A 25,567-nucleotide genomic window follows, 5' to 3' on the forward strand; every position below is an offset into this window, starting at 1 on the left:
GCCCCGCTTGAGACGCCAGCAGCCTGCGGGGTGATCGAGTGCAACACCGTCCAGCGTGTACGACGGCATGTCAGATCACCCCCAGGGCGCCCGCAAGCTGGAGCCCGCGGTTGACGCTCGTGCTCGTTGGTTCTGCCTGCGGGTAGTAGTTGGTTTGGTGGATGACCGTCTGCGCGCTGGCCAGCCCTCCGGAGAGGCCGTTCGGGACGTCGATCCCTGGCGACAGGTTCGGCATCGCTGTGCTGGCCGCCATGGCGGCGACCTTCCGCAACGACGATGTGACCATGCCCGCGCCAGCCGTGATGCCCTTGGCCATGCCAGCGGGGAGCATCCTGCCGATCCACGCGAAGACCTTGCTCGGGCTGTGGATCCCGAGGGTTGACTTCACGTTCTTGACGATGTTGGAGAAGAAGTTTCGGACGTTGTTGTAGAAGGACGACGCCATGGACTGGATGCCCTGCCAGGCACCGTTCACGATGTCTTTACCGATGCCGAGCATCGTCGAGCCCAGGTTCGACACCGAAGACTTGATCCGGCCTGGGAGTGCCGTGAACCAACCGATCAGCTTCGTGCCGATCCACGTGCCGATCCCGTTGACCATGTCCGGGATGATGCTGTGGCCGATCAAGACGTTGTACATCCACTGGAAGACCGCGACGCCCTTCTCGATCATGGGCTTGAGCTGGGCAACGATCTCGGCCACCTTGGCTCCGAACAGGGCGAACCCCACTCCGAGTTTGGTCAGCATGGGCAGGATGGGGATCAAGGCAGGGAGGACCTGCTGGATCGCCATGACTGCCAAATCGGTCAAAATCGGAAGAACTGGCAGCATTGCCTTAGCTAGCTGCACAAAGGCAGGAACTAGCCCAGTTAGCAAGCTTGGGATGAGATTCAAGATCGGCGGCAAGAGTTGCTGCACGACCACGCCTGCGATCTGACCGAAGGACGCATAGATCGGCGCCATAATCGGCCCAAGTTGTGACAAAGCAGACGAAACGGATTCTAGGGCAGGTCGTAGGGCATCAGCCAAGGCGCTGATCACAGGGCCGAGCACGGCCGAGAGATTGGTCAGCGCGATTCCCAGAACCTGGCCCAGGATCCCGGCAAGCTGGGCCGCTACAGGCAGTAGTGGTGCAACTGCAGTTAGTGCCGCCGAAAGTCCTTGCCCAAGCGCGAGCAGCCCCGCCTGAAGCTCCGGCGACGCGAACGCCTGTGCGAGCATCTGGGCAACTACAGTAAGTCCCGGACCAAGTGCGCTCAGTGCTGGACCAAGTGCCGAGACGGCAGCGGCCAAGCCAGGACCTAGCGCGACCGCGATCTTGCCAATGTGCGGCGCCACCTGCGCCAACGCGCCACCTAGCGCCTTGAAGATCGGCATCAAGGCGCCGCCGACCTGGCTCAGGCTTTGGAAGATCGTGACCAAGATCTGCTGGCCCTCGGCGCTCGCGAGGAACGCGTTGAGCTGAGACAGGATCTGGCCGAGCAGTCCAAGGGCGTTCGATCCGCCCGTCGACATCGCCGCGAAGACGCTCCGGATGATGCCGATCACGTTGCCAGCGACCTGGCCGAGCTGGCGGAAAATCTCCAGCGCACCCTGCATCCACGACAGCGCCTTGCCGCTGGCGGCGGCGTTCGACAGGAACTCCCCGAAGCGCTGCGCTACGGAGGCGATCCCAGGCGCGAGCCCGGAAGCGAAGCTGGCGCCCACCACCGACAGGTCACGGAACCCGGTAAGCAGCGGCTCGATCGCGGGCCGGATATCTGCGACCGCCTGCCGAAGCGAGGCGAAGATTGACGACACTGCCGACATCGAGGCCGACGACGTCGCGAACCGGGCAACGGTCGCCCCCGCGAGACCGAACTCGCGCGCCACCCCGGACATGCCGGCCGTGAGCGGCCCCGACAAGGCGGAGACGAGCGAGGAGATCTGGCCGAGCAGCGGCTGGAAGAAGGCGTCCTGGACGGTGCCCTTCAGCGCGTCGATCGCGGGCTTGGCCGCTCGGAGTTCGACTGCGGCGGCCCGAGCCGCAGGTGACAGCTTCGCAATGGCCTCGGCGAACTTGGCCGGGTCGTCCGCCAAAGCCGCTTTGAACGCCTCGCTCACCCCGGGCAGCGCGACCTTCAGCGTGGCCAGGGCGCCCACGCCGAGCGCGAGCGCCCCAGGCAGAGCCGCCACGATGCCCGCCGCGGGGGCCAGCGCGGCCACGAACGCGACTCCACCCTGCGCGGCAGCAGCCAGCCCGCCGGCGGCAACTGATCCGGCCAGGGCCATCGCGGTCAAACGGCCGCTCATCGCGGCCGCGTTCGACGCGACCGATCCCAGGCTGGTGTGGGACCTCTTGGCCGCCTCGTCAAGATCGCCGACGAACTGCTTGATCGGCTGCCGTGACCGGTTCTTGACGAGGATCGTGGCGAAGAGTTCGCCCACGTTGAGGCCCATGAGCCACCTCTCGGAGAGTCGCGATCGCAAGGGAGGCGAGGGCTAAAGACGGCTATGCGACGGCGTTTCCGCTGTCGCTCAACGCCGTTTGTGGCGGCCTACGGAGTCGTCGCCGGGGTCCAGAGCCCGCGCGACTCTCGTGTCAGCGGTCAGCAGGCCCACGACGCGGGCCTGCAACCACCTCCACGACCGGCCCCGGAGCTGGCCAGGCTCGTCCAAATCGATTCCGTACTCACTGTGGAGATCAGCCTCTACGAGCCCCCACCTGCTTAGGAGGTCTTGCCACGTGACCCGGCTGCCTTGCCCCGAGAGGCCGTCGTCCGGGTCGTAGTAGTCGCGGAGCCCCGAGATCGGGTCGATTTCGCCGCCGAGGCTTCCGTCCGAGTCGGGGCCTCCGCTTCCCCCATGGGGCCGGACTCCCAGTGCTTGGCCGCAGCCTCAAGACCGGCCGCGACCCAGATCAGCGCCGTCTGTCCAACGTGCTGGACCTTCGGCCACGCCACCTTGTCGGCCAGCAGCTCATCCCAGGCAGCGCCGAGGATGGTCTGATAGAGGTCCTTCTCCTGCTCGTCGTTGAGCACGACCTCAGCGAGTTCGTTCAGGCCGTCCTCGTCGACCGCCTGCCCTGCCTGGGCGGCGATGCTGGCCTGCATGAGTCGCTGACACAGCAGGCCCACCTCGGCTGACGGCGGCGGGACGACGTACGTCTTCCCGCCGACCGGCAACTTCAGAGTGGGGTCAAAGAAGGAGTCGAGGTCCTTGAAAGCCGCCGCCATCAGGGACCCGCCACCGGGTTGTCGATCTCCTCCGGAGCGCCTTGGCCCAACAGAGTGAACGAAAACGGCTCCAGATCCGTGCGCTCCCCGCCCTCGGTGTACTCGGTGACCGTGCAAATACCCTGGTAGGCGTCGGGCGCTCCATCCCGCCTGAACCAGCGCACCCTGATGTTGGCGTTGAAGCCGACGATCTGAGCGGCCTTCCGGATCTTCTCCTGGCCAGGATCCGGCGTGAACACCGGGTCGTCGGTCCTCTTCCTGCGACCCTCGGCCTCGATCTGCCACGTTCGCTCCGTAACGACGGAGCTGCCGTAACCCGACTCATCGTCGAAGTCGCCATCTTCCTCCGTGTTGTCGTCCGAACTCCGCTCGAACGACGTCAGGCCCTTGACCTGGGTCCAGATCGGAACAGCCGCGCCGGGCGCAGACGTGTCCACGTCCAGCCGCCAGTCACGCGCAAGAAGGCTCCGCATGATCGTCTCTCCTTCAGTGCATGCGAAAGCGCCGCCCTGCAGCAGCAGCGGGACGGCGCGAGAAAATGGGAAGAGCGAGCTAGTCGCGATACGGCGTAGGCCAGACCACCATCAGCTCATAGCTGTCCGGCCGCTCCCACCGGCCGGAGGAGTCACGGCCCAGAGCGGCCACGATTGTCCGCTGGATCAGCAGCACGACCACGCCCGTGGACAACGTGAGGTTCGATCGGCCATGCAGCGTCGCGAACACCGCGTCGGCGTAGTCGCCGGCCACGCGCGGATCCGACGCCGTCCGGGCCCGGACCTGTACCAGCACTGTCGAATCCGACTGCTCAGGGTCGTCACCACCCGCGCCGGTGCCATAGATCGTCAGCGCAATGGCCTCGTCGGGTTTGCTGGGCAACCCACCGAGTGTGATCGCCCGCTGTGCCGCCGTATAAGCGCCCACGGGATCCCAATGGCCCACGCCGGCCTCAGCCAGCAGCACCGCCAAGCCGGTGAGCAGGTCACGGGAGAAGGTCTCCGCACTCATCCGCGCAGCGCCCTCTCGATCTGGGTACCGATGATGCGGTGCACGGTGCCCGCTTCGGCCTGGAGCGTCTTCTCCAGCCACTTCGGTTCACCCTGGATCGGGTGCTCCCACGTGATCTCCTCATGCTGGCGAGCCGCATAGGCGATGTCGTAGCCGAGGGCGGCCTTCAGCTTGCCTGCATCAACGGCGATCGAGCCTGGTCGCTCACGCGGGTCACCGGACCGCTGCAGGTCACCCGTTCGCCACGGTGTGCGCGGGGCCGCCTCCGTCAGGACGTGCTCCGATGCCAGATATACGCCGAGTGCGGCGGCCTCGTTCAGCTCGTGTTCGATGATGTCCGGTCCGAGCTTGAGGTCGAGCCGCACATCGACCTTGATCCGTACGTTCGCCTTGCCCATCAGCGGCACACCACCTCTACGTGATCAGGGGTCGGCAGACCGCCGCCGTCTCGCGCGTAGGACGCGATGACGGTGGTGACGCGTGCGTTTACGGTCACCCGCGACCCTTCCGGGCAGCCGGTGCCAGGCGGGAAGAACACGGTCGTGTCGCTGACGGTCTCGGCCCCTTGGGCATCTCTGACGAGCCGTCGTTCGTCATCGACGAGGCACCGCACGGTCACGGCAGGGCCGAAGATCGGCCCATACGCACCGTCTCCGAGAAAGGGTTCGATCAGAGCCTGATGCCTGAGCAGCCAATCAGGAAGCATGCGATCACCAGGCCGTCGTGTCGAACGCGTAACCCGGCAGCAATCCAGCGACGTGCAAGATGCGGGATGCGTCCGGCGCGTGCCGCGGCGGCCCACCCTCGGTGTTCCGCCCACCGAGCCGGACTGAGCCGATCTGCACGTCCTGGAACGCGCTGGCCACGCCGTACGGATCACCAAGCGCCAGCGACCAGGCCGCCTGCGCACAGGTGGCCCGCATGATTGCCTCCCGCTCGCGCGGGTCGGTCGGCATCTCTTGCCCATTGGTGTCGTACACCGCGCCGATGAGCAGCTCGTCGATACGCTCGCTCGCCCGCTCCAGCACGGCATCGATGCCATCCGGCGCGGGCTTGTCGGTGTAGGCCGCGTAGTCGTCGGCCGTCGCGTACACCACCACGACGGGCCTCCTCTCGAATCTCGCCTGCGGAACCGCTGGCGCCCTTAAGCAGGCAGCTCGTACACAGCGACCTGGATGTCCGCAGGGCTGTCGTAGTTGATCCACACCGTGTCGTCCTCCGCCCTGCGGTAGATCGGCGGGAAAGGAGGCACGAGCAGGTCGGCGCCAGCCGCCAGCGGGTATAGCTGGTCGGGCAGCTCCTTGCCGTCCACCTGGCCGGGCATGACCACCGTCACCGTCCTGGCGGACGCCCCGGCATTGACGAGACGGATCTGCCGCCGGGACGAGTAGCCGAACGCGTGCCCGTCGGCCACGGCCGAGCTCAGGGCGCCCTTGAGGCTCACGCCGGCTCGGCTCATGTCGGTGACCGGGAGGTTCTGTCTAGCCATCGTTCTCCTCCTCCTGGCCGAACTCCTCGAAGAGGGCGGCCTTGCTCAGAGCCTTGGCGTCCTTCTCCGACATGCCGCGTGACACCGCGTAGACGACCCAGATGGCCTTGCTCGCGCTCTCAGGCGGCGGACCGGGCGGTAGATCCGGGACCGGGTCGGCCGGAGCCTGCGCGGTGGCAGACCCCGGCGTGGGGGGTGAGGCTGGAGTCGCCGATTCGGTTGGCCGGGAGATGATCTCCCAGTTACTCCAGCAGTCTAGGATCGGGTTCCGCTCGGGCAGCTCCACCGTGTCCCCGGTGTTCCGGTTGTGGTACACCCACATTCCGGTCACCCCTTTACGGCTTTGTCTTCGTGGTGCCGGTCGTGATGACCACGGCACGATCGCGGTCTAGAGTTTTGACCCCGTAAAGCGTGTCGATGCTCACGATGTCTTGCTTCTTGGTGATGTCGTAATCCATCACAATGCGCAAACCAAAACCCTTATAGGATTCGACATGCGCATTGGCTGCACCCTGCGGAAGAACAAGCGGACGGGTCACGAGAGCGAATGCTGTTTTGTGAAAAGCGACGCCGACCTCGTGGTTCGGAAGGGTCTTCCCAGACGGGTCCGTGGGCAGGAATTCCGGCTCCTTGATATTCTGCGTCTGATAGCTGTCGAAGCCGAAAACCCGCCTTCCCAGATTCGCCTCGCGAAGCCCCTCGGTGTCGCCGCGCGCGTCGGCCCTGTGGAACAGCTCGTCCGAGAGCCAGAGTGCTTCCTGCTCGGGGCCGACGACAATGTACCTGTCGGTGGCCGGAACATTGCGCTGGTTGAGAACCCTGCGGGCGGCGATGGCCACTCGGGGATTCGCATAGCGGAATTTCTCGTTCGTATCGGTGTTCAGGCCGACTTGCTGCACGACGTCCTGGCGCAGTGACAGGATATCCCTGTCGATTTTCTGCGCGATTGCCTCGGTTGCCGGGGCAAGAAGCTGCTGATTGAAATCGATGATATTGAGCGTGAGATCTTCGGCAGTAACCGCGAAAGAAACGTCGGCGAAACGGTCGAGCGTGATCGGAATGTGGCCCTCGACTGCATTTTGGATTTCGATTCCGGTCGTCCGGTCGAAATTCTTCGCCACGAACTTGGCGGGCTTCCTGATCGTGATCGTGTCGCCGATCCGGGAGACGAACTCCTCCTCATAATCCCGGTAAACGAGCTGGGACATGACGGTCGTCTCGTACAAATTGGCGAGAGCCTGCCGGGCAATAACCGTCGGCGTCAGAAATTCATTTGCCATTTCGGGCCTTCTCTAAGCGAAGTTAGCCAGCGGTAACGCTGGCGCTTATTGCGACGACCTCTTCGCCTGCCGCTGCTTGCGGAAGTCGTCGATGGACGGCTCAGCGTTGGGCGCACGTCCGCCAGGCCCGCCGGCGAACTCCCCTCCCGAGCGAGACGGCGGGCCCGCCTGGGGACCGCCCTTGAACTTCGGGTTCTCCGTGACCGCGAGCTCGATCACCTCGCCGAGCTTCGTGGCGAAGTCCTGCGCATCGGTGTCGAGGTCACGGACCTTCTTCAGGAAGGAGCGCGAGTCGAGCAAGGCATCGGGATCGGCGCCGAGCTTCAGGCCCTGCCGGTGCACGGCCAGTTCCACCAGCGCGCGGCGGTGCCGGTCGCGTTCCTCGTCCCTCTCCTTCGCCGTCGTGTCTCGCTCACCAGTGAGCTGCTCGATGATCTGCTCCGGTGTGAGCTGCTGCTGCTCCTCACCGACGAGGCCGAGCGCCTTGCCGATCTGTTTGGCCAGGTCGGACTGGACCTGCTGAGTGATCTCCTCAGCGGATGGCCCCTTCGCCTTGGCCGCTTCATCGGCTGCTTTCTGCGCTTCGCGGAGCTGGTTGCGGAACTCGGCAGCTTCGGTTCGGGTCTCCCGGATGAGTTTCTGAGCCCACGGAGGAAGCTGATCCACCTTGAGCGCATCAGGGTTGACCTGCTCCTCCCGCTGCCGGGTGGCAGCGAGCGGATCCGGCACGGTCCCCTCCTGCTGGGCGGGTGGCGTGACCCCGGCCTCAGGACCACCGCTTTGCGGCTCGCCCTGCGGCTGGCCTTCGCCCCCTCCCTCGCCCTCCGGGGCACCGCCCGCGATCACGCGGATCGGTCGACCGGACCTGCGGTAGCCGATGATCGCGCCAGGCGTCGTCGGCAGCATCGAGTGATCGAACATTGGCCCTCCCGGAGCCGGACATGACAAAGGCCCGCACCAGGCGGGCCTACAGAACGGGCAGGAACCCCTGGTCAGCGCCCGGCTGACTGGGTCCTGCGGTAGATGCGCACCCACAGCAGGGCAAGCGCCCGACTGCGGGCGTCGCCTGCGGGGTCGTACGGGCAGTCGGTGATTGGCATTCGTCGCAACGCGGCGTAGCGCGCCGTGGTGATGGCCGCGCGACGGTCCAGCTCGGGCAGACTCACCTGCGGTCCTCCCTGGTCCGTCTGGCCGCGCGGCGGTCGGAGTCGCGGCCCAACGCCTGCGCCCGGAACTCCGTATACGTCATGCGCGGATGCTTCTCCCACCAGATCTTCAGCTCGTCACTCGCGTACCGCATCGCGCGGGCGGCCAACCCAGACATCAGAGACCGCCCGTCGATGCCTCGCTTGCGGCCCTCGGCGTTAACCAGCACCCCGCGGGTGTATCGCTCAACAGCGATGTACTGGACCTCGGCCCACTCGTCGTACAGGCGGCGCACCACCTGGTCGAGCGTCTCACCGGGCAGCCGCTGCGACTCCACGTGCGATCGGGAGTCCACGCGCCGCGCCACATCCGGGTCGAGTCCGTAGACCTGCCCGTACGCGTCGAACTCGTCCACGCCGTCCGCGATCAGGTCGGAGACCTGGCGATCCTCCTCGGTCTCGTCGTCCCGCCACGACCAGTTCGGGTCTGTGGCCGACACCCGCTCACGCCGGTCCAGCTCGTCCAGCAGCCGCTCCAGCGCGGGCCCGTCGCCAGCGTCGGAGAAGCGGCGCACGAGGTCAAGAATCTGCTCGTCGCTCGCCTGCGCGAAGTCGTCCGGCAGATCCGCCACTGCGGCCGCCACCTTCTGCTCGCGCTGGACCTGGCGCTCGTCGTCGCGCTGCTCGAGAACCTCAGTGATCCGGTTGACGGCTGCCTCGTCGTCGGCGTGCTGCCCGAGCAGCGCTGCCAGCTCCTCGTCCGGTCGCTTCTCCAGATTGCGCGGCAGCATCTTGGCGCGCTGCCGATCGCGGCGAATCGGTAGGCCGGACTCCTTGGCGTGCTCCTTGATCTGCTCGTTCAGCGACTCTGCGCGCCGGTCGGCCCGATCACGGTCTTCCTTGTCCAGCGCAACCGACGCCTGCCGCTTCGCGGCCCGCAGATCCCGCTCCATGCGGCGCATCTTCTGCGAGTCGCCGTAGTCGGCCGGATGCTTGCGCACCGGGGGCCTCTTCGTCGCGCCTGGTAGGTACGCGCCGAGGTTGTGCCCGCACCCGGGATGCAGCAAGCCGGCCGTGCGGGCCTGCTCGACGGTGCCCTCCACGAGTACATCGACCATCTCGTCCGACGCGTACGACAGTTCCTGGCGCCAGCCGATCCGGCCTGACTGGGCGAGGACCTTCCCCTCCCAGAAGTCGCACTTCGGGCAGGTGAACGGCAATCTGGACACGATCACGAGATCGACGCCGTTCTCCTTCAGCGTGGCCAGGTGACCGTCCACGGCCGCCCGTGCCATCGCCGTGCGGACGGCCATCTCGGTGTACGTTCCCATCGACCACGACCGGCCCTGGGAGTCCGTGAACCCGGTGATGCCCTTGCGTGCGAACATGTCCAGCGCCCGCCGCGTCGCCTGCTCTCTGCTCTCCGCGCCCGTCAGCGCTCGGGCCGACACCTGCGCAACCACCTGAGAGAACACGGCCTGCGTCGTACGCAACGCCCCCATGTGGACGCTCTGCACGCGCTGCACCGTCTGCCTGGCCAGCTCGATCACGCCCTGGCCTTGGCCGATCCGCTTCGCGTTCCCGAGATGCGTCAGGTCCGTCATCGCGCGCTGCACGCCGCGGCGCCAGGCCGCGTCGACGCCAGCCGTCACGAGCTTTTGCGACAGCCGCTCCAGGCGGCGCACCACCCGGTCGGCCTGGCGTCGCAGCTCCCGCAGCTCCGCGAAGCGGACTCCCTCCCATTCGGGCTCGCCGAGCCGTGCGACCAGCGCTTCCGACACGACGCGCAGCAGCTCCCGCTCAGCGTCGTAGTAGATGGCTGCCACGGCGCGGGCGTGGTCGAGAGTGGCCTCGATCTGCTCCAGGTCCTCCTGCGCCAGAGCCTCGGCCGCCGCAGTGCTCACGTCAGTCCTCGCCGTCCGCATCCGGGACAAGAACGTCGTCGAGCCTGTCCGGATCCGGGACGGTCAATCCGAGCTCGTCGCGCAACCTCTTGACCTCGCCCGTGACCTGGTGGTCGTCCCACTCGGGATGCACCACGCGCACCTTGGACTCAAGACTGATGGCCTGGGCCCGGTTGAGCAGTTCGACCGTGCGTCCCAGCGCCTCCGGGTCCGGCATGACGCCGTCCGGCCAATGCACCTCGGCGCGTTCGGGCGTGACCTTCGTGCCCCACACGCCGAGGTCCACGGACAGCAGCGCCTCCGCGAGCCATTGCAGCGGCGGGGTCCAGTAGCCCGTCTTCCTGCCCCTGGTCGAGAAGCTTTTACGCTCGCGGGCGTGGATTTCCGTCGCGGTCAGTTGTCGGCCGGAGCCGTCCGACTCGCCGAATGATGACGCCGAGTAGCCCGCGCCGCGAAGGATCTGAGCGACCAGGGCCTGTGCGGACTCGACGTGTTCGGTGACCCTGATCGCGAACTGCGAGACCGTCAGCATCGCATTCGGCGCCGCGCCGGGCGGCGGCAGCATGCCCAGGCCGGAATAGATCTCCTTGTCCGGATCCCACGACGCGCCCTTGCCGCGCCCGTGGTTTTCCAGGAACAGGTCCGGCACCACGATGCGGCCCTTACCGAGCCGAATGTCTCGCATGAGTGAGGTCCACACCTCGTCGAGACTGTCCATCAGGTGCTCGACGCCCTGGTAGTCGCTGCGTCCGAGCGCCGTCCCCCGTATCAGCCGGTGGGGCCTCATATTGGGCACGTAGCTGGTGAGCAGCCCGCGCGCGTAGTAGGTGTCGAAGCCGCCCGTCTCGTCGACCTTGTCGGCGTAGATCTCGGTCTCCGGGTGCTCGGTCAGCGGGATCGGCTTGCCGAGCCGGTCCGCAGTGCCCTCAAACAGCCCGTGGTAGACGCGGCCTTTCTCGTGCCGTTCGAGGTGCCGGATCACGCACTTGTCGTCCTCGGCGAGGACTTTCCAGAACGTGACCGCCGCCAACGCCCCGTATCGAAACTCCGGGACGGCGCTATCAGGTGGGAACACCGACAGCACCGGATGGTCGTACATCTCGGTGTCCCAGCCGACCCTGAGGAACACACCGCCGTACGCCGAGCTGACCTCTGCGGCCTCCAGAAGGGAGCCGTAGATGCCCGCCTCATGCATGAGGGAGTCGAGCCGCTTCTGACCGTTCTTGCCCTTCACCCGAAGCGTCGGAGGTTCAGAAAACAGCAGGTCCGCCGAGGTGGACGAGATATCGCCCGCGATCGGCACGTGAAGCTTGGTGTTCCGAACCTGCCCGGCCGGTGTCGGGCTTCCCCAGAACCAGCGGCTGACGCGGTTGATGAACCCTGTCACGCCCGGCTGTGGCCGATCCCACCCCTTCGGGTCCAGCCCGACCCCATGAACCTGGTTCGCGCCATACACGCTCGCCAGATGATCAGGATCTCCGGCGTACCACGCCTCCCACTGTCGATAGAGCCGCAGTTCACGATTGATGTGCGGCGGCGGCCACGCCTGATCCTGCACCGGCAGCGGCATCTCACGCCCTTACTCTTCAGTTGATTCGGTCACGTGCGCGTGGGCCAATGCCAGTAGCCCGGCCCGGCGCCAGGGCCGACGTTGTACTCGTGGAACCCGCCCTGTTGCCCAGGCGTGAACACCCATAGGTGCACGTGGAAGGCGGAATCAAGCGGCGGCACCGTGCCGAGCCGAACCCCCTCGGGGTCGAGTGTGTCCACGTCAGCGGTCACAATGGCCGCCCTGATCGCCTGGAGACCCTGATTGCCCCGGTAGCGAACGATCCGGCCGGTTGTCGGACTCTCCTTGAAGACTCCCTAGATGACGTAGATCAGCCCGGCGGGCAGTACCGGTAGCTGGGGTGGCGCAGTCACACGGACCCACGCCTGGTATGTGCCGTCCGGCCGCTCGACCGTGCCGCCTGGGCCGAACAGGACGCGTGCGTCCGCGCCCTGCTGAGTGATGGAAGCCGGATCCCACACGGCGTCGTTCCAGTCGTCCTCGACCGGTTCCACACCGGGCACGGTGAACGCGATCTGCACCACCTCCGTGCCGCTCGCCCCGCGCACGAAGAACGGCAGCCACTCGCGCGAGAGCGACGACATGGGCTCAAGCACCACAGCTCCTTACGTGTGCGTCGAAGCGGACCAGGTACGGCGGGACGTATCGACGCTCCACTGGCGTCGGCCGCTGCTCGCGCCCCACTGTCGGCGCGGGTCTTCCACGCCTGTGATCGCCCGGCCGACCTCGGCGACGAGCGCTGTCTCAATCAGCGCGGCTGAGTCCGACGCGTTGGTCGGCTTGGCGGACGAACCCGCATCGGCCAGCAGCGCGACATCGGACCGGTCGAGCAGGACGGTGACGTTGGCCGACTCGGCGAGCGCTACCGCCTCCCTGACACCGGGGCCTGCGGCGGCCTGCTCGTTCAGCGCGGCAGAGTCGGTCGCGGCGCGCGGCACGTCTACGCGCGCATGCTCGGCCACCGCGGCTGTGTCGCCGGTTCCAAGCAGAGCCCCCGCGGATGCGGCATCATTCACTGCGACCTGATCAGCTGTGACCGGGCCGAGAAACTCTGCCTTGGACGCGATCTCCGCGAGCGTCACCTGGTCGCTGATCGAAAGGCCGATAGCGGCGGCCTCGACCATGCTGGAGGTGTCGTTCCGGCCGGTCATGGCCGAGAGCTGGTTCGCTTCACCGAGCGTGGCGGTGTCGGGTCGCAGCACCTCGGCGGCCGTCAAGGCGGTCTCCGCTGCCGTTGCGGTGTCGGCCGTGGCCGCGGCTGAACCCAGGACGATCGTCTCAGCCAGATTGGCCTGCTCGACCACCAGCGGCGACGCCTGCGCGTTGTCGGTGAGAGCCGCTGAGTCGCTGCGCAGCTGCGCCACCGACACGCTGGCCTGCTCGGTGAGCGCAGCCGAGTCCGATCCGCTCTTGGCAACCTGAGTGGCTACGGACTGGATCGCCACCGTGAAGCCCTGGGCCAGCGAGAGGCCAGGCGATGCGCTGAAGTTCAGCGTCCCCGTGGGCGAGGAGCTGGTGAGCTGCCGATACGCAGCGCTGCCGCAGGTGTACTTCTGCGACTGGACGCTGACGGCCCCGGTGCTCATCCCGGCTGGTGACGTAAGCGTCTCCACGCCACCGGCTGGCGACGTGACGAAACGAAGTTCGATATCGTCGGCGCCGTTCGGGAAGATACCCGGCGTAGGCAGGGCCGTCGCGAACACGCCGGGCGTGTAGTAGCCGCTCTGCGCAGACACGATGACCTGCGATACACCGGAGATGGCGGCGATGATAGCGATCCCGTCAGAACCGGACCCCTGCGTGAAACCATAGGTCGAGGGCTCCGACGCCCCTGCCGTCTTCCACCACAGCTTCGTGCCTGGGTCTTCGCCAACATCCCATTGCCTGGCCAGCAACGGCTGCCACGTGCTCCCCCCGCTGGGGGTGCCCATCAAGGACATGGCACCTGCGTCGCACGCGTGGAGTGCGATCAGGATGTCGCCGGCGACCGTGCCAGCCGGTTTGGCGCACGTGAACGACGTGCTCGTGCCGGACGCGGCCGATGCGAGCGGCCGAACCAGTGCGGCCATGAACGCCCCCCTAGAGCCGCAGGTCAGGCCAGGGTCAGCGTGACGGTGAGCACCCACGAGGCGGCCGACGTCTTGGAGCCGAGCGTCTCGACCTTGCGGTTGAGCATCCGGCCGCCTGCAGCGCCGTTGAAGATGCCCCATTCGTTCCAGGCAAAGTTCGCGTCGGCGGTCGCGAACGTGGACCGGAACGTCACCGTGGCGTTGGCGGGGGTGGTGCCGTCCGTGTGCTGCGGGAAGGCGCTGTCCATGGCCTTGCGGACCTTGTTGGACGCCGCCTGTAGGTCAGTTTGTGTGGCCGCCGCCGCGGCGCTGGAGTCACCGACTCCAAGGAATGCGTTCGCGTTGTTGAAGTAGGTGAGCGCCTGGCCGGGGGTCGCGTTGCCATTGCCGATGAGCGCCTGCCACATCATGCTGGCGCCACCATGCATCAGCAGGTTGCCCGCGCGCTCGATCACGTCATACGGCACCGCATCCGGGCCGATATCGTCACCCCAGAACTTCGCCAGCCGCCACGCGGCCTTCCACTTGATCGACTCGCAGATGAGCATGCTCTCAGCAGTCACGGAAACTCCCTGATCAGAATCGGATCATCACGAGGTCCAGCAGTGCGGCCCCGGCCACCGCCGCCCCTCAACAGCGAGGGCCGGGGACCGCACCTGGTGCTCGACGCGCGTACGGGGAAGCCGCGCGGAGCGACGCACCTCCGGGCGGCCAAGCCGCCACAACCGGCCGCATATCCGGGGTGCGCGTCTAGAGAACGGGGACGGGTTCGAGCAGCCTCAGCCACGCCGCTTGCGTGGTGTGCAGGGCGTACCGCAGGGCGTCCACGCTGTGGTCGTCCACCTTGACCGGCACGTCGTCACCGCGCTCGGCCTTGCGCTCATCCCACGCGTAGCCGGCCATCTCGTCGAGCAGGCCGCGGCAGCTCGCGTGTACCCGCAGGTGGTCGGCGGAGATGAGGTTCGACACCGTACGGATGCCGTCCAAGACCGCATTATCGGCTTGCATGGGCCGGTAGCGGTCCCGGTACAACTGCTGGATGAAGCTGGCCGCCGAGGGATCCACCACCAGCCACTCAGGCCTGACGCCGTGCGTGCCTGGCCCGTACGTGCCGGAAATGTGGTCCAGCCAGTCGGTCAACCGCGTGCTGTACTCCGAGTCGGTCAACTGGCGACGCTCGGCACGGGAGTCGTAGCGCATCTCGGAGGCGACAAAGATGCGACGCTGACCCTCCCTGTCGGGAACGGACACGCCCAGGAGCACCGCCGCGAAAGGGTTCGTGGTGCCGTAGTCCACGCCAACCGACAGCCACTTCTCCATCAGCGGCAACGAGGTCACGACGTGCTTGTCCTCGTCGAACTGATCGTAAATGGCTCCCTCAGCCATGACCCAACGGCCCTCGATGAATCTCTTGAACCACAAGCCGGAGTACTCGGCTTTCAGAGCCTTGACGTAAGCCGGGTCGAGCGAGTGGTTGTCGTCGAGCCGGAAGTGCCAGCTCTTGAGGTCGAGTTCGTGAGCCCGGTCGAGGAAGTCCTTCTTGAGCCAGTGGCTGGGCGCGTCTGGGTTTGTGCTGGCGAAGAGCTTCGCACCCTTCACGCTCAGCCGGGACAAGAGCATGTCCCAGAACGGCCGCTCGATCAGGGTGGCCTCGTCAACATAGGCGCCGGCCGCCGTCATACCTCGCAGACGGTTCTCGGCGCGGGCGTCGTTCGAGCTGATGATCTCGACGCGGCGGCCCAGGATGGTCGCGGTCGGGGCACCGCGGGTGTAGGTGATGCGCTTGGCGATCGGGCCGGTGATCGCGGGATCTGTGAGCGGCTCGAAGACATTTCTGGCGATGGTGTCTGCGGTCTTGCCGACGATCACCAGGCTGCCGCCGCGCGGCGCGTTCGCGACGAATGTGACCCACCTGATCAGGGACGCGATGGTCTTGCCTGACCGAATGGCACCCTGCCAGATGTTCAGACGAGCCGTCGATTCGGCGATGCTGCGTTCCTGCTTGGGTGACAGGACGATGTCCAGAACAAGGCTCACGCCTCACCCCCGCCGTCGTCGTACTCGATCTCGCCGTGGATCACGTCGGCCTGGAGGATCACATCGGTGTCCGGGTCGGGCACGTTGTGACGCTGCTGGAGCTGGATGAGCATGTTGCCGAGCAGGCTGGCCATGTCGTTGTCGGCCGCGCCGTTCCTGTTGATCAGGTCCAGACCGAGCAGGCTTGCCCGCTTGTTAACGATCTTCAGGGCGGCCTCGACCGCGTTGACTTCGCCCTTGATCACCCGGGGCCAAACGGACGCCATCATGCGGTCCAGCCGGTTGATCTCCAGATGCAGCAGCTCCTCTGCTGCCATCGCCTCCTGCTTGGCGGCCCTCTTCAGTGCGGTCGTGACGTCCTTGGAGACGAGCTGCGGCGAGGAGTAGCCCAGCCGCTGAGCGATCACCGCATTGCTGACCCCAGCGATCCGCATCTGCAACGCCTGATAGCGGCGCTCGTGCCGCGCCAGCTTTGCCTGTGGATCGTCGGCCATGAAGGGGATCCCCTCATTATGACAGCACTACCGCTGTCGCTCTGCGTGCGTTCGAAGTGCAGCCATCACCACCTCTGTGAGCGGCGCCTCACCGTCTCGGCTGCGGATGTCCGCGATGAGGCCGGTCACCTCGTCGTGCTGCGCCGCCGTGAGCGGCACGATCAACTCGACCGTCGAACCCGCCTTGGGCCGTGGGGGAGGGGGAGCGTCCGTCCGGACCGCGCTGTCCTCGTCCGCTGGCTCCTCGCCGTCCTTGCCATCGGCCGTGTCGTCCTCGGGTTCGTCGTCGAGGTCTTCCCTTGCAGGGGCTGGCGTCCCGGCCGGTGCGGGCCTGGGCTGGGTCGGCTCGTCATGCACGATCTCGATGTTGCTGCCGAGGTCGTCGAGCAGATCCGCGAGGTCGTCGTCCCTCCACCCTGTGCCATCCAGGTCGGGGAGGGACTGGAGCAGCTCGGCGAGCTTGGCGTCGTCATACTCGCCGTACTCCGCCAATCGGTTGTCCGCGAGCATGATCCGCTTCGCTGCCTCATCGTCTACGTCGATGATGACCGTAGGCACATGCTTGAGCCCGGCCTTGGTCGCGCCGCGCCAGCGGTGCTCACCGACGACGATCCGCATCCGCGACTTCTGGGCGACGACGGACCCATAGAAGCCGTTCTTCTTGATCGACGCGACGATCACGCCCACGTCGCCCCGGTGGGGGTTGTCCGGGTGCGGCTCCAGGTCGCCGACCGCGACCATCCGGTACTCCTGTGGCGCGATCTTCGCCATCAGCCCTTCCCCGCCGCGCTCGGGAGGACCGCCGCAGGGAGCACCGCGAACCGGCGCTCGAAGATCGACTTTGCTTCGGGCCAGAACTCACCCGCGCCGTCGTGGCACACGTAGTCGCCCAGGACCGCGCGACGCATACCCTCCGGCGTCTGGACATCGACGTACTCGCCGGAACGACCACGGATCGCGGTCTGCCCGACGATCCCCCGCAGGTTCGAGTACGTGTTGATCCATGACACGACGTCCTCGACCTGGCCGCCGACAACCTGCACGGCCTCGACGAGCTCCGGCGTCGGTTGGTACTCCTTGATGTCCATGATCAGCTCTCCTGTTCGGCGCGCACCGCTTATTTTGAGTAGGTAAGATAAGGTCATGGAAGGTTTGCAACGCATCACTCAGCCCACGCTGGACGTCCTGGAGGTGCTGCTTAATGCTCACGACGAAGGCGAGAAGGTCCATGGCTGGGCGATTATGAAGCAGGTCAAACGCTCGGGCCCTACCGTCTACAACGTCCTTGACCGACTCGAAGACGCACACATGGTCATGGGAGAGTGGGAAGAACTCGAACCTGACGCGAACCGACCACGTCGTCGCTTCTACACGATGGTTGGTGCTGCTGTTCCCGCAGTTCGTGCACTGCTCGCCGAACGGCGCCCCGCTCCGTTTAAGCCTAAGCCCGCCTTTGGCTTCCTTCGCCTCGACTGGATGCACGGCCTCCTAGCCGGAGGCGGCAGGTGAGCACGCAGGAGATCATCCTCGCCATCGGCGGCGGCCTGCTCGTCAACGAGTTCTGCGACATCTCCCCATGGGCAGCCAGGAAGATCGTGACTTGGTCGGCACGTCTGCGGTACGGGAAGTCAGCACGGGCCGAGATCCGCGTTGAGGAATACGCTGCCGTGATCGACAGCCGCCCAGGAAAACTCTTCAAACTGATCACCGCGCTGACCTTCGCCACAGGGGCCACTGGCTCACACATCCGTCGCGAGGCTCTGCTGTTTCGGCTCCTGCTGCCAAGCGTTTTCTATCGGGTCTCCGATTCCCATACCGTCGATAAGGCGGACGATATTCGCGTCAGGTATATAACCGGATCAGACGGGAAAAACATCAGAATAAGCGGCAAAAATGGTGTCATTTACGAATATGGCGATATTGGCAAGTCGGCAATAGTCGACTTCAAGCCCTCATCGGTTGATCCAGACTGATTCGACAGCGTGCCGCCGCTCGTCGCTGGAGCTGGCGCGGACGCGGTAGTCGATGCGGTGCCACCCGCCAAGCAGTTCGTCATACAGCGGAGACCTGTAGCCGCTGAGGACGATTGCTGATTTGCTGGCGGCGAGCACCTCCAGGAGGCGGCGGTGCTCGGGCTCGCGGTCCATCTCCTTGACGTAATGGCCGGACCCGAAGATGTTGCGGGTGCTGCGCAGGTATGGCGGGTCCACGTACATCGCCGTCTGCGGCGAGTCCATGCGCTCGATCAGCTCGAACGCGTCGCACTGCTCGATGAACGTCTCCCGCAGCCGGGCGGCGTGCCAACGCAGCGCCGCGGCGGCCCGCTTGGAGCCGGCCGGGTTGTTGACCCGCGTCCGCGAGGTCGGCCGACGCCAGGAAGCGCCCGCCTCACCGCTTCGACTCTGGGTGCACTGGATCCACCAGCGGCGGGCGCGCTCCAGGTCCGACGCCGTGGTGTCGCCGAGCTTGGCGGCCTGGTGCTCGGCGCGGGCGTATGGCGTGAGCTCGATTGCCCTGATCAGGGCGCGGGGCCGGTCTCGGAGCGTCTGCATGAAGCACACGAGGTCGCCGTTGATGTCGTTGATCGTCTCGATGGGGACGGGGTTCTTGGCGAAAAATACGGCGGCTGATCCGGCGAAGGGTTCGACGTATACCTCGTGCTTGGGGAGCAGGCTGGCCAGGAACGGGCCGAGCCTGCCCTTGGCTCCGTAGTACTGAAACGGAGGGCGCAACGCCACGGGCGGTTCTCCTTAAGGGAGCACGCGAAAGAGCCGGTGCCCTGTATCGGTTCACCCGGCTCTCGCATGTTGCTTATGTCGTTGATGTGCGAAACGTTTCAGTTCGGCTGCCGAAGCCAGATTTCACTCTTCTGCCTCCGAACGATCGCCGACGTCTGACATCAGGGACACGGCTGGCCTGCCCGCTAACATAATTCCCGCTCAGTCTTAGGGAATAGCGCGACATAGCGGCCCAAGTCGGGCACCCCTGAGGTGGAAGGTGTTCAAATCTACTCCGGGGAGTCGTAGATTTACGCTTTAGCGGATGAAACTTCACTCCTTCGGAGATTGAATAACTTTCACGTTGTTGCACTTCAGGGCGCGCGTGCGGGACTGTCTCGTCATGACATCTCGCGATGGGGAAGAGGATGCACCTCTCCCTCCAATAGAACCGTCCGATCTCCTGCCTAGCGCAGTCAGCGAGTTCGGGCGGACGGTCCGGGAAGCCCTGGAAAGCAAGACCCGAACCGTCCGGTTGTGCATCATACTCGCCGTTTCTGGTGCGAGTATGACTCCACCACTGGCCATCGCCCTGATTATCGCCAAGGTGATTCCCAGCGGGAAGTAGCAGCAGCCTTCCAGGACGTCCAACGTTCTTCCACTCCCGAGTGGAAGAACTTGATACTCCTGGGAGGCTTTCTGTATCCACGCGTTAACCGTTTGCCGTAGGTGTACATTCCTCTACCTGAAAGATCGAACCCTCTTTCGGGCAGCGCCCTACTCAACCGCCGACGCCACCAATTGGGAAGGATCTCTTTCCAGTTGTCGCCCCGAATGCACGTAGCCCATGGTCGTGTCCATCGACTCGTGATCAAGAGCTTCCTTGATCTCGAACGGGTCCGCGCCCAGCTCCGCAGCCAGCGACGCCCACGTGTGCCGCAGCACATGCGCAGTGACCTTCGCGAGAATCCCGGCCTGGCGGCCGATCCGCGTCACCAGGGCCGACGCCGACGACCGGTAGAAGCAGCCGCCGGTATCGGTCACGAAGATCCGCCCAGTGAGCTGCGACACCTCGACGCCAGCACGGCGCGCCCGGTCCTCCAGATACCGGTCGATCGCGTAGCCGGTCTCCACCGGGAGGCGGCGCTTCTTCGGCTTCGTGCCCTTGCCGACGATCCGCAGCGTCCGCAGGCCCCGCTCATACCCGAGCGCGCTCAACTCAGCGGAGACCGCTTCCTCGATCCGGATTCCGGTGTGCAGCAGGACCCGGATGAACGCCGAGGTACGGAGTCGGGCCGGCCCGTGGTCGGCGTCGGCCGCGGCCACCAGCGCGCGGGCTTCGTCACGCGTGAGCGCGGTCGTCTCGGAGTGGCCTCGTGACACCTTCGGCCTGCGGGTCCGCTTGAACCGGTTGGCGTCGATGATCTCCTCGTCGGCGAGGTAGTCGTACCAGGACGACACTGCCGAGATCCGTCGCTGCATGGTCTTCGGGGGAATCGGCTTTCCAGCTTGGAGGTCGAGCCACCGCTTGTAGACGTCGCCGTGGGACTTGCGCGCTTTGAGCGGGTCGAGGCCGGTCTCGTCGCAGAACGCGAACCACCGCTCGATCTCCAGCCGGTAGGCATCGCGCGTGTTCTTCGAGTCGTACGACAGTAGCCATGCCATCGTGGCGTCCTGGGCGAAGCCAAGCAGAGTCGGCGGGAAGGAGATCCCACCTGACCCGATCGGCTCCCGGATCAGCTCGGCAGTCATATCTCGACGCTAGCAGGAATGATCTATGGACATAACTACGATTATGACCATTTCTTAGAGATCATGAAGCTCTGAAGACTCAAGGTCGCATTTCTATCTCACCGCCGCGCTAATACCTCGCGCTACGGTCCAATAGACAGATGAGAAGAGTGCGTGCATGGTTTGTGTTGCACGGGGAAATGTCCGTGCCGCTCATGCTTATCGTCTTCGCATCAGTGGCCATCGGCTGGTCCGGCGACTGGCCGGTCCCGAGAACCATCCTCTTCGCCCTTATGATCACGTTTCTCATGGGCCCGATTGCATGGAAAATCCACACGGGCAGACAACAGATCACGCATGCTGCCGAAGATCCGGGCGAGGCCCTTCGACACCGACTCATACAGGTCAACACAGCATTCGCCGAAGCCGCCAGGCTGATGGACGATCTACGGCGCGATCTTGAAGCTCAGCAGGCGGCCCGCGAAGCTCTCATCAGCCAGGCCGAGGAGCAGCAGCGCCTTCTGGCGATCGATCAGGAGCAGGCTGAGAAGATTCGGCAGATCCTCGTTGGCGAGACGAAGGCGACCATCCGCGCGGAGCGGCGCCAGCAGTGGATGTTCTTCGCCCTGGGAGTGGCAATGTCGATCCCTATCGGCGTGCTGATCAATCTCCTCGTCCCCTGACCGCCCCGAAGGGAATCCTCATGCCGGCCTGGCTCGAAAGTCTCGACATCGCCGACAAGGTGGCCTCGGTACTTGGCCTCCTCGTAGCAATCACATCTCTCATTGCAACCATCCGGTATGCCCGCCAAAGCGTTCATCGTCGGACAGAACAACCACAGGACGAGCCTGAGGAACCCGCCAATCATGATGTGAGCCCACGCCCAGCCCCCCGCCCCGTCTACGCCTTCCAAAACGAACCAGGCAAAGAGGGTCAAGGCGAGATGATCTGGACACTCGCCGGGCTAGCGATGGGATGGATACTCCTGCTGATGGGAGCCTTCGCCCGCAACAACCATGGAGTCCCCGGTGGTTTCATGGCCATCGTGCTCGGCTATCTCGTCATCGCTGGTGCCGCCTACCACACCTGGGCGACCGACAAGTTCTACAGAGCAGTCGGTACCCCAGCCCGACTTGGCAGGTGGGGTTTTGCCGTCTTCCTCTCAATGATCCTCGCAGGAATCATCGCGGTGACGTACATGTTCACCAACCCGGGCATACTCCGATAGCACGTCATCGGCCCACACCAGGACATGCCTACCGGCTCCGTCTCCCGCCGCCACTGACCGCGCGGCATCACGCGCTCGCTGTTTCGCAGGCCGACCGCTGGTTGCCGCCGCGGTGACGCAGCTCGGCGCCGGCCTCTCCGAGGAGGCGGTGCACGAACCCGTAGGAGCGCCCGATGTTGAGGGCGATGAGGCGGATCGACTCGCCGCTCGCGTATTGCTGGGCGACCGCTTCGGCAAGCTGGGCGCGCTCGGCGCCGACGATGCGCTTGTTCTTCGGGAGTTTCACGAAGGGCCTCTCTATTCAGGCGGCGCGCCCAAGTTGTGCGCGAAGCTCGTCGCGGGCTTCAGGGGTTAGGGGGACGGGGTCGCCGCGCCAGATACAGCCCTCGATCGTGGCCACGTCGTCGTAGTCGTAGACGACCTCACGGCCGGCCCGGCCGAGGACGCGCGCCTGGTAGCGGCGGGCCCACTGCCGGATCGTGCCCGGTTCGCGGTCGAGGCGAGTGGCGGCTTGGCGGGCGGTCGCTGGGTGCACGTCTCACCCCCGCATTGGTCGCGTTCGAGGACGTACTAGGCGATTCCGGACATGCAATCAGGCGAGATCGGCGCGTCATGGTCAACGCTCGTGAGCGATCTCGCTTGTTCGCATAGGGGGAGATAGGCAGAAAGGTGATCTTGTTAGAGACGCTCTCAGTGCCTCATCAGAGTTTCCGCAGGTCACAGGACCGAACCGCGTGACGGGCACAGATCACCTGCCGACACGAAGTGTTACACACCCCGCCGACCCGGCGCAACGACGCAGACGCTAGCCTTCATCCTCATCCTCATCCTCATCCTTATCCGACGAGAGATCCGCCCGGAGGAGGCGCCTGGTGGGAATGTAGACCACTGCACCAAGCATGATCAGCAGACACAATCCAACCCCAGCAAATGTCCATCCGTTGAACCACCGGAACGCGATCGCAGCAAGAGCCAGCACCTCGCCAAACAGAAATATCCGGCCAAGTATCATAAACCCCCCGCCCCACTTAGCAATCTCTCCTGCGGCCGCTCTCGCCCGCCCTGGCTTCTTCTTCTCCCCGAAGAAGATCTGCAGCAAGAACCCGACCTCCACTGCTAGGGCAATTAACAGCGTCGGTAGGACCTGTGCGGCTGTGGTGTAGAACGCTTCTGTTCCCATGTCAGGTATTCGCGTCCCGACCGCCCAGTGTTGCTCGCACGCTGATGACGCCTCTGGCCGTCCAGGTCCCAACTTGATCTATAACACGTAACCAGGTGCTCACGCGCCACTGCCGTCTCAAGAGGCACAATAGGGTATGGGGCGAAAACCGCTGCAATCGTCACGAGTCGCTGCTCCTCGGTCGTCCGGCCGAGTGACGAAACGCCTCGTGTTGCCTTCGCCCTCTTCGCAGGCACGGGGCGCTGCTGCTCGTACGACCGGCCGAGTGACCAGACGCATCGCGTTGTCCCAACGCCCTCGCCGCAAAACACGAGCCCGTGACGTCCGCTGGAACGTCCAAGCCTGGGCCGCCATCGCCACCGTCCTGGCCGGCCTCATGTCCGTGCCAGCCCTAGTAATTTCCGTGAACGCGCTCAAGATCAGCGACCAGCAGCGCGCCGATGCCCTGGCGCAACGAGCGCAGGATCAGCGGGATCGCGCCCGAGAGAAAGCCGAAGCTGACGCGGAAACGAAGGCATCCTTCTTTCGAAATATCCAATGGTGGCCACCGAATGACACAACATCTACAGCACTAGTCATACGCAATGCCAACGCTCGCCCGGCGTCCATGTCTGTCTTTTTCATGCCTTTAGGCACGACAGATGTTGAAGAAAATGACAAGTACGCCCTATACCTTCAACCGTGCAGCCAGGTTGAGATAGATCGACCAGGAGGAGACTCGACAAGAAACGCCATCTTCGGGACGACGCTAATTGCGTCTCATCCCGATACCGGCCAAGATGTACTCCTCGTCGGAGACATGCCCACCGATCGATACGGCGCTTTCAATAATATGTCGCCGCGGTATATAAGCCGATCAATCACACCTTGCACTTAACCCGCCTCGTCGACGACCAGGCCCCGCTCCTCCACCGCCGACACGTGATTGCCGCACGCCCCGCACACGAAGTACCCGACCCGCGCATCCCAGCGGAGATTCCGGTCACCGCACGAGCACCGCGCCGGCGTCCAACTCGGCGGCTCGTCCTCCACCGTCCTCCGCAGCCGCGACTCCCAGCCGAGCGCACCCTTCACCAGCTCGGCCGGCCCGGCCGCCGCCGCGGCGAGCACCGACTCCAGGTGATCCACCAGCCACGCCACCGCCCGCGACCTCGCCACCGCACCCCGAGCACCAGACGGGCGCGGCGGAAACCCCAACACCGCCCGCGCCTGATCCTCGAACCACAGCAGCTCCCCCACCAACTCGTCCAGCAGCTCCGCATCCGGCGACACCGCAGGCTTCGGCCTCGACCCCGACACGCGCGACCAGCGCGACGCCGGACGAAGACCATCCCCCCGCGCGGACACCACCGACGCCAGCGAATCCACCTCCAGCAACGCCCGCCTCGTCGTCGCCCGACACCGTCCACACACCAACGGTTCACCCGGCCGCCACGACAGCACAGGCTGAACCGGCTCCGCAGGAGGCTCACCTTCCGCACCCTCCCGCACCCACCGATCCACCGCATCCGCATGCACATCACGAGCGGCAAGGAACACGCCCCACACCTCACGCGCCCTGTCGTTGCACGGCCCCACACACGCCTGACCAGCCACCACACACCACCCCTCCGAGACGACCCACAACAGTACAAGATCAACTCCATTCGCCATCAACCAAGCCAAATAGGGACCCCCAGGGCCGCCCCGGAGGGGGCGGGACGCGCGAAAGCCCCGCACGGCTGGGTGCCGTGCGGGGCTCGCTGGGCGCGATGCGCGCTAGGCGGTCGGTCGGCGCGTGGTGCGTTTCTCGACGCGTTCGCGCGCTAGTTCTGCGCTGCGCGCGTGGCCGTTGATCTCGCGTAGTGCTCCGGTCCGCGCGAACTGGCTCATCATGCGGAGCGATATGAGCGCTTCGACCACGTAGGCGGCTTCCTCCTGAGCTTTGCCGGTCGCGTGCTGGCGCGCGTATCGGGCCTCATGGTCGTACCGGCCGAACATGGGCGCGTCGTACTCGACACGAGCCCTGCCCTCTTCTGCGAACACGCGGACGTGCAGGAGGTAGCCGCACGCGGCGAGTAGACGCGTGATCTCGGCCGCCGCGCGCTGGACGGCTGCCAGGACGCCGGTTGGCTCCGGTTCCATCGGCTGCCTGATCTGGTCCAACGGCACGTCATCGATGATCGCGCCGCTCCTGACCGCGTGCAGGAGGTACGACGTGTGCAGGGACGTACGGCATGTGTCCGTGATGTACCACACGCCGTGCAGGTGGACGGCGGGCCCGTGGTACTCCACGGTGCTGCCCTGCGCCGCGTACGTGAGCAGGGCCGCGCGGCTGGTCTGGCTGGACATGAAGACCTCGCGCTGAAGGTTCGCGAGCGTGTCACACGCGGCCTGCTTGACGCACTTGCCGCAGGCGATCCGGTGGTCGTTCAACGCCTGCCGCGCGGCCTGCACGGCTTCGACGGCCACGTAAGCCGCTCCGCGCCTGATCGGGTTCATGCCGGTCTCTTCCTGTGGTGG

At 65.5% G+C, this 25,567-nt stretch carries 33 protein-coding genes; 4 read left to right on the top strand and 29 right to left on the bottom strand.

The window, feature by feature from the left end:
* Positions 1 to 70 precede the first annotated feature (70 nt).
* From AB0L53_RS31690 to AB0L53_RS31790, 21 genes are all read right to left on the bottom strand, one after another.
* Positions 71 to 2,440, bottom strand: coding sequence for a hypothetical protein (locus AB0L53_RS31690; RefSeq protein WP_364001552.1), 2,370 nt, complete (start codon positions 2,438 to 2,440; stop codon positions 71 to 73).
* Between the two features lie 269 nt (positions 2,441 to 2,709).
* A complete protein-coding gene (locus tag AB0L53_RS31695) occupies positions 2,710 to 3,216 on the bottom strand; it encodes a hypothetical protein (RefSeq protein ID WP_364001555.1) in 507 nt (168 codons plus the stop codon).
* A complete protein-coding gene (locus tag AB0L53_RS31700) occupies positions 3,216 to 3,689 on the bottom strand; it encodes a hypothetical protein (protein WP_364001558.1) in 474 nt (157 codons plus the stop codon). Before AB0L53_RS31700 ends, AB0L53_RS31695 begins: the two co-directional genes overlap by 1 nt.
* A gap of 79 nt (positions 3,690 to 3,768) precedes the next feature.
* Entirely contained in the window at positions 3,769 to 4,221 is a 453-nt protein-coding gene (locus AB0L53_RS31705; protein ID WP_364001561.1) for a minor capsid protein, read from the bottom strand.
* Entirely contained in the window at positions 4,218 to 4,619 is a 402-nt protein-coding gene (locus AB0L53_RS31710; protein ID WP_364001564.1) for a hypothetical protein, read from the bottom strand. The genes AB0L53_RS31705 and AB0L53_RS31710 overlap by 4 nt, the downstream gene beginning before the upstream one ends.
* 312 nt (positions 4,620 to 4,931) lie before the next feature.
* Positions 4,932 to 5,321, bottom strand: coding sequence for a hypothetical protein (locus AB0L53_RS31715; protein WP_364001567.1), 390 nt, complete (start codon positions 5,319 to 5,321; stop codon positions 4,932 to 4,934).
* A 44-nt stretch (positions 5,322 to 5,365) separates the two neighbouring features.
* The gene (locus AB0L53_RS31720; RefSeq protein WP_364001569.1) at positions 5,366 to 5,710 is read right to left on the bottom strand and encodes a hypothetical protein; all 345 of its coding nucleotides are present in this window, start codon (positions 5,708 to 5,710) and stop codon (positions 5,366 to 5,368) included.
* The gene (locus AB0L53_RS31725) at positions 5,703 to 6,032 is read right to left on the bottom strand and encodes a hypothetical protein (protein ID WP_364001571.1); all 330 of its coding nucleotides are present in this window, start codon (positions 6,030 to 6,032) and stop codon (positions 5,703 to 5,705) included. Before AB0L53_RS31725 ends, AB0L53_RS31720 begins: the two co-directional genes overlap by 8 nt.
* Positions 6,033 to 6,045: 13 nt before the next feature.
* Positions 6,046 to 6,990, bottom strand: coding sequence for a P22 phage major capsid protein family protein (locus AB0L53_RS31730; protein ID WP_364001574.1), 945 nt, complete (start codon positions 6,988 to 6,990; stop codon positions 6,046 to 6,048).
* Between the two features lie 45 nt (positions 6,991 to 7,035).
* Positions 7,036 to 7,911, bottom strand: a complete 876-nt coding sequence (locus AB0L53_RS31735; RefSeq protein WP_364001577.1) for a hypothetical protein — start codon at positions 7,909 to 7,911, stop codon at positions 7,036 to 7,038.
* A 71-nt stretch (positions 7,912 to 7,982) separates the two neighbouring features.
* Positions 7,983 to 8,156, bottom strand: coding sequence for an Rmf/CrpP family protein (locus tag AB0L53_RS31740; RefSeq protein WP_364001580.1), 174 nt, complete (start codon positions 8,154 to 8,156; stop codon positions 7,983 to 7,985).
* Positions 8,153 to 10,039 carry a phage minor capsid protein gene (locus tag AB0L53_RS31745; protein WP_364001583.1) on the bottom strand — a complete coding sequence of 629 codons (1,887 nt, stop codon included), beginning with the start codon at positions 10,037 to 10,039 and terminating at the stop codon, positions 8,153 to 8,155. The genes AB0L53_RS31740 and AB0L53_RS31745 overlap by 4 nt, the downstream gene beginning before the upstream one ends.
* A gap of 1 nt (position 10,040) precedes the next feature.
* The gene (locus tag AB0L53_RS31750) at positions 10,041 to 11,609 is read right to left on the bottom strand and encodes a phage portal protein (protein ID WP_364001585.1); all 1,569 of its coding nucleotides are present in this window, start codon (positions 11,607 to 11,609) and stop codon (positions 10,041 to 10,043) included.
* A gap of 29 nt (positions 11,610 to 11,638) precedes the next feature.
* On the bottom strand, positions 11,639 to 11,821 hold the full coding sequence (locus AB0L53_RS31755; RefSeq protein ID WP_364001588.1) for a hypothetical protein: 183 nt from the start codon (positions 11,819 to 11,821) through the stop codon (positions 11,639 to 11,641).
* Between the two features lie 84 nt (positions 11,822 to 11,905).
* On the bottom strand, positions 11,906 to 12,205 hold the full coding sequence (locus AB0L53_RS31760; protein WP_364001591.1) for a hypothetical protein: 300 nt from the start codon (positions 12,203 to 12,205) through the stop codon (positions 11,906 to 11,908).
* A 9-nt stretch (positions 12,206 to 12,214) separates the two neighbouring features.
* Positions 12,215 to 13,678: a hypothetical protein gene (locus tag AB0L53_RS31765; RefSeq protein WP_364001594.1), complete on the bottom strand. Its 1,464-nt coding sequence runs from the start codon at positions 13,676 to 13,678 to the stop codon at positions 12,215 to 12,217.
* Positions 13,679 to 13,701: 23 nt separating this feature from the next.
* Positions 13,702 to 14,241, bottom strand: a complete 540-nt coding sequence (locus AB0L53_RS31770; protein ID WP_364001597.1) for a hypothetical protein — start codon at positions 14,239 to 14,241, stop codon at positions 13,702 to 13,704.
* 187 nt (positions 14,242 to 14,428) lie between these two features.
* A complete protein-coding gene (locus AB0L53_RS31775) occupies positions 14,429 to 15,715 on the bottom strand; it encodes a PBSX family phage terminase large subunit (RefSeq protein ID WP_364001600.1) in 1,287 nt (428 codons plus the stop codon).
* Positions 15,712 to 16,209: a hypothetical protein gene (locus AB0L53_RS31780; protein WP_364001603.1), complete on the bottom strand. Its 498-nt coding sequence runs from the start codon at positions 16,207 to 16,209 to the stop codon at positions 15,712 to 15,714. The genes AB0L53_RS31775 and AB0L53_RS31780 overlap by 4 nt, the downstream gene beginning before the upstream one ends.
* Before the next feature lie 27 nt (positions 16,210 to 16,236).
* Positions 16,237 to 16,980 carry a ParB N-terminal domain-containing protein gene (locus AB0L53_RS31785; RefSeq protein WP_364001606.1) on the bottom strand — a complete coding sequence of 248 codons (744 nt, stop codon included), beginning with the start codon at positions 16,978 to 16,980 and terminating at the stop codon, positions 16,237 to 16,239.
* Entirely contained in the window at positions 16,980 to 17,297 is a 318-nt protein-coding gene (locus AB0L53_RS31790) for a hypothetical protein (RefSeq protein WP_364001609.1), read from the bottom strand. The genes AB0L53_RS31785 and AB0L53_RS31790 overlap by 1 nt, the downstream gene beginning before the upstream one ends.
* 55 nt (positions 17,298 to 17,352) lie before the next feature.
* Here AB0L53_RS31790 and AB0L53_RS31795 point away from each other — a divergent pair, with 55 nt between their 5' ends.
* Positions 17,353 to 17,718: a hypothetical protein gene (locus AB0L53_RS31795; protein WP_364001612.1), complete on the top strand. Its 366-nt coding sequence runs from the start codon at positions 17,353 to 17,355 to the stop codon at positions 17,716 to 17,718.
* Positions 17,715 to 18,182 (top strand): hypothetical protein, encoded by a 468-nt coding sequence (locus tag AB0L53_RS31800; protein WP_364001615.1) that lies wholly within the window; start codon positions 17,715 to 17,717, stop codon positions 18,180 to 18,182. The genes AB0L53_RS31795 and AB0L53_RS31800 overlap by 4 nt, the downstream gene beginning before the upstream one ends.
* Here AB0L53_RS31800 and AB0L53_RS31805 read toward each other — a convergent pair.
* A complete protein-coding gene (locus AB0L53_RS31805; protein ID WP_364001618.1) occupies positions 18,162 to 18,947 on the bottom strand; it encodes a DNA adenine methylase in 786 nt (261 codons plus the stop codon). The genes AB0L53_RS31800 and AB0L53_RS31805 overlap by 21 nt on opposite strands.
* 756 nt (positions 18,948 to 19,703) lie before the next feature.
* A complete protein-coding gene (locus AB0L53_RS31810) occupies positions 19,704 to 20,678 on the bottom strand; it encodes a tyrosine-type recombinase/integrase (RefSeq protein WP_364001621.1) in 975 nt (324 codons plus the stop codon).
* Between the two features lie 185 nt (positions 20,679 to 20,863).
* On the opposite strand from AB0L53_RS31810, the gene AB0L53_RS31815 reads away from it, so the two are divergent.
* Together AB0L53_RS31815 and AB0L53_RS31820 are read left to right on the top strand one after the other, a co-directional pair.
* Entirely contained in the window at positions 20,864 to 21,340 is a 477-nt protein-coding gene (locus AB0L53_RS31815; RefSeq protein WP_364001624.1) for a hypothetical protein, read from the top strand.
* 20 nt (positions 21,341 to 21,360) lie between these two features.
* Positions 21,361 to 21,885, top strand: coding sequence for a hypothetical protein (locus AB0L53_RS31820; protein ID WP_364001627.1), 525 nt, complete (start codon positions 21,361 to 21,363; stop codon positions 21,883 to 21,885).
* Positions 21,886 to 21,952: 67 nt separating this feature from the next.
* Here AB0L53_RS31820 and AB0L53_RS31825 read toward each other — a convergent pair whose 3' ends face one another.
* From AB0L53_RS31825 to AB0L53_RS31850, 6 genes are all read right to left on the bottom strand, one after another.
* Positions 21,953 to 22,171, bottom strand: coding sequence for a helix-turn-helix domain-containing protein (locus AB0L53_RS31825; protein ID WP_364001630.1), 219 nt, complete (start codon positions 22,169 to 22,171; stop codon positions 21,953 to 21,955).
* Between the two features lie 15 nt (positions 22,172 to 22,186).
* Positions 22,187 to 22,420 carry a hypothetical protein gene (locus AB0L53_RS31830; protein ID WP_364001633.1) on the bottom strand — a complete coding sequence of 78 codons (234 nt, stop codon included), beginning with the start codon at positions 22,418 to 22,420 and terminating at the stop codon, positions 22,187 to 22,189.
* A gap of 270 nt (positions 22,421 to 22,690) precedes the next feature.
* A complete protein-coding gene (locus AB0L53_RS31835) occupies positions 22,691 to 23,065 on the bottom strand; it encodes a hypothetical protein (protein WP_364001636.1) in 375 nt (124 codons plus the stop codon).
* A 391-nt stretch (positions 23,066 to 23,456) separates the two neighbouring features.
* Positions 23,457 to 23,603 carry a hypothetical protein gene (locus AB0L53_RS31840; protein WP_364001639.1) on the bottom strand — a complete coding sequence of 49 codons (147 nt, stop codon included), beginning with the start codon at positions 23,601 to 23,603 and terminating at the stop codon, positions 23,457 to 23,459.
* 335 nt (positions 23,604 to 23,938) lie between these two features.
* Complete coding sequence (locus tag AB0L53_RS31845) at positions 23,939 to 24,337, bottom strand: hypothetical protein (RefSeq protein ID WP_364001642.1); 399 nt, start codon at positions 24,335 to 24,337, stop codon at positions 23,939 to 23,941.
* Positions 24,338 to 24,823: 486 nt separating this feature from the next.
* Positions 24,824 to 25,546, bottom strand: coding sequence for a hypothetical protein (locus tag AB0L53_RS31850; protein ID WP_364001645.1), 723 nt, complete (start codon positions 25,544 to 25,546; stop codon positions 24,824 to 24,826).
* Positions 25,547 to 25,567 lie beyond the last annotated feature (21 nt).

The organism is Nonomuraea sp. NPDC052129 (assembly GCF_040680095.1).
Lineage (GTDB): Bacteria > Actinomycetota > Actinomycetes > Streptosporangiales > Streptosporangiaceae > Nonomuraea.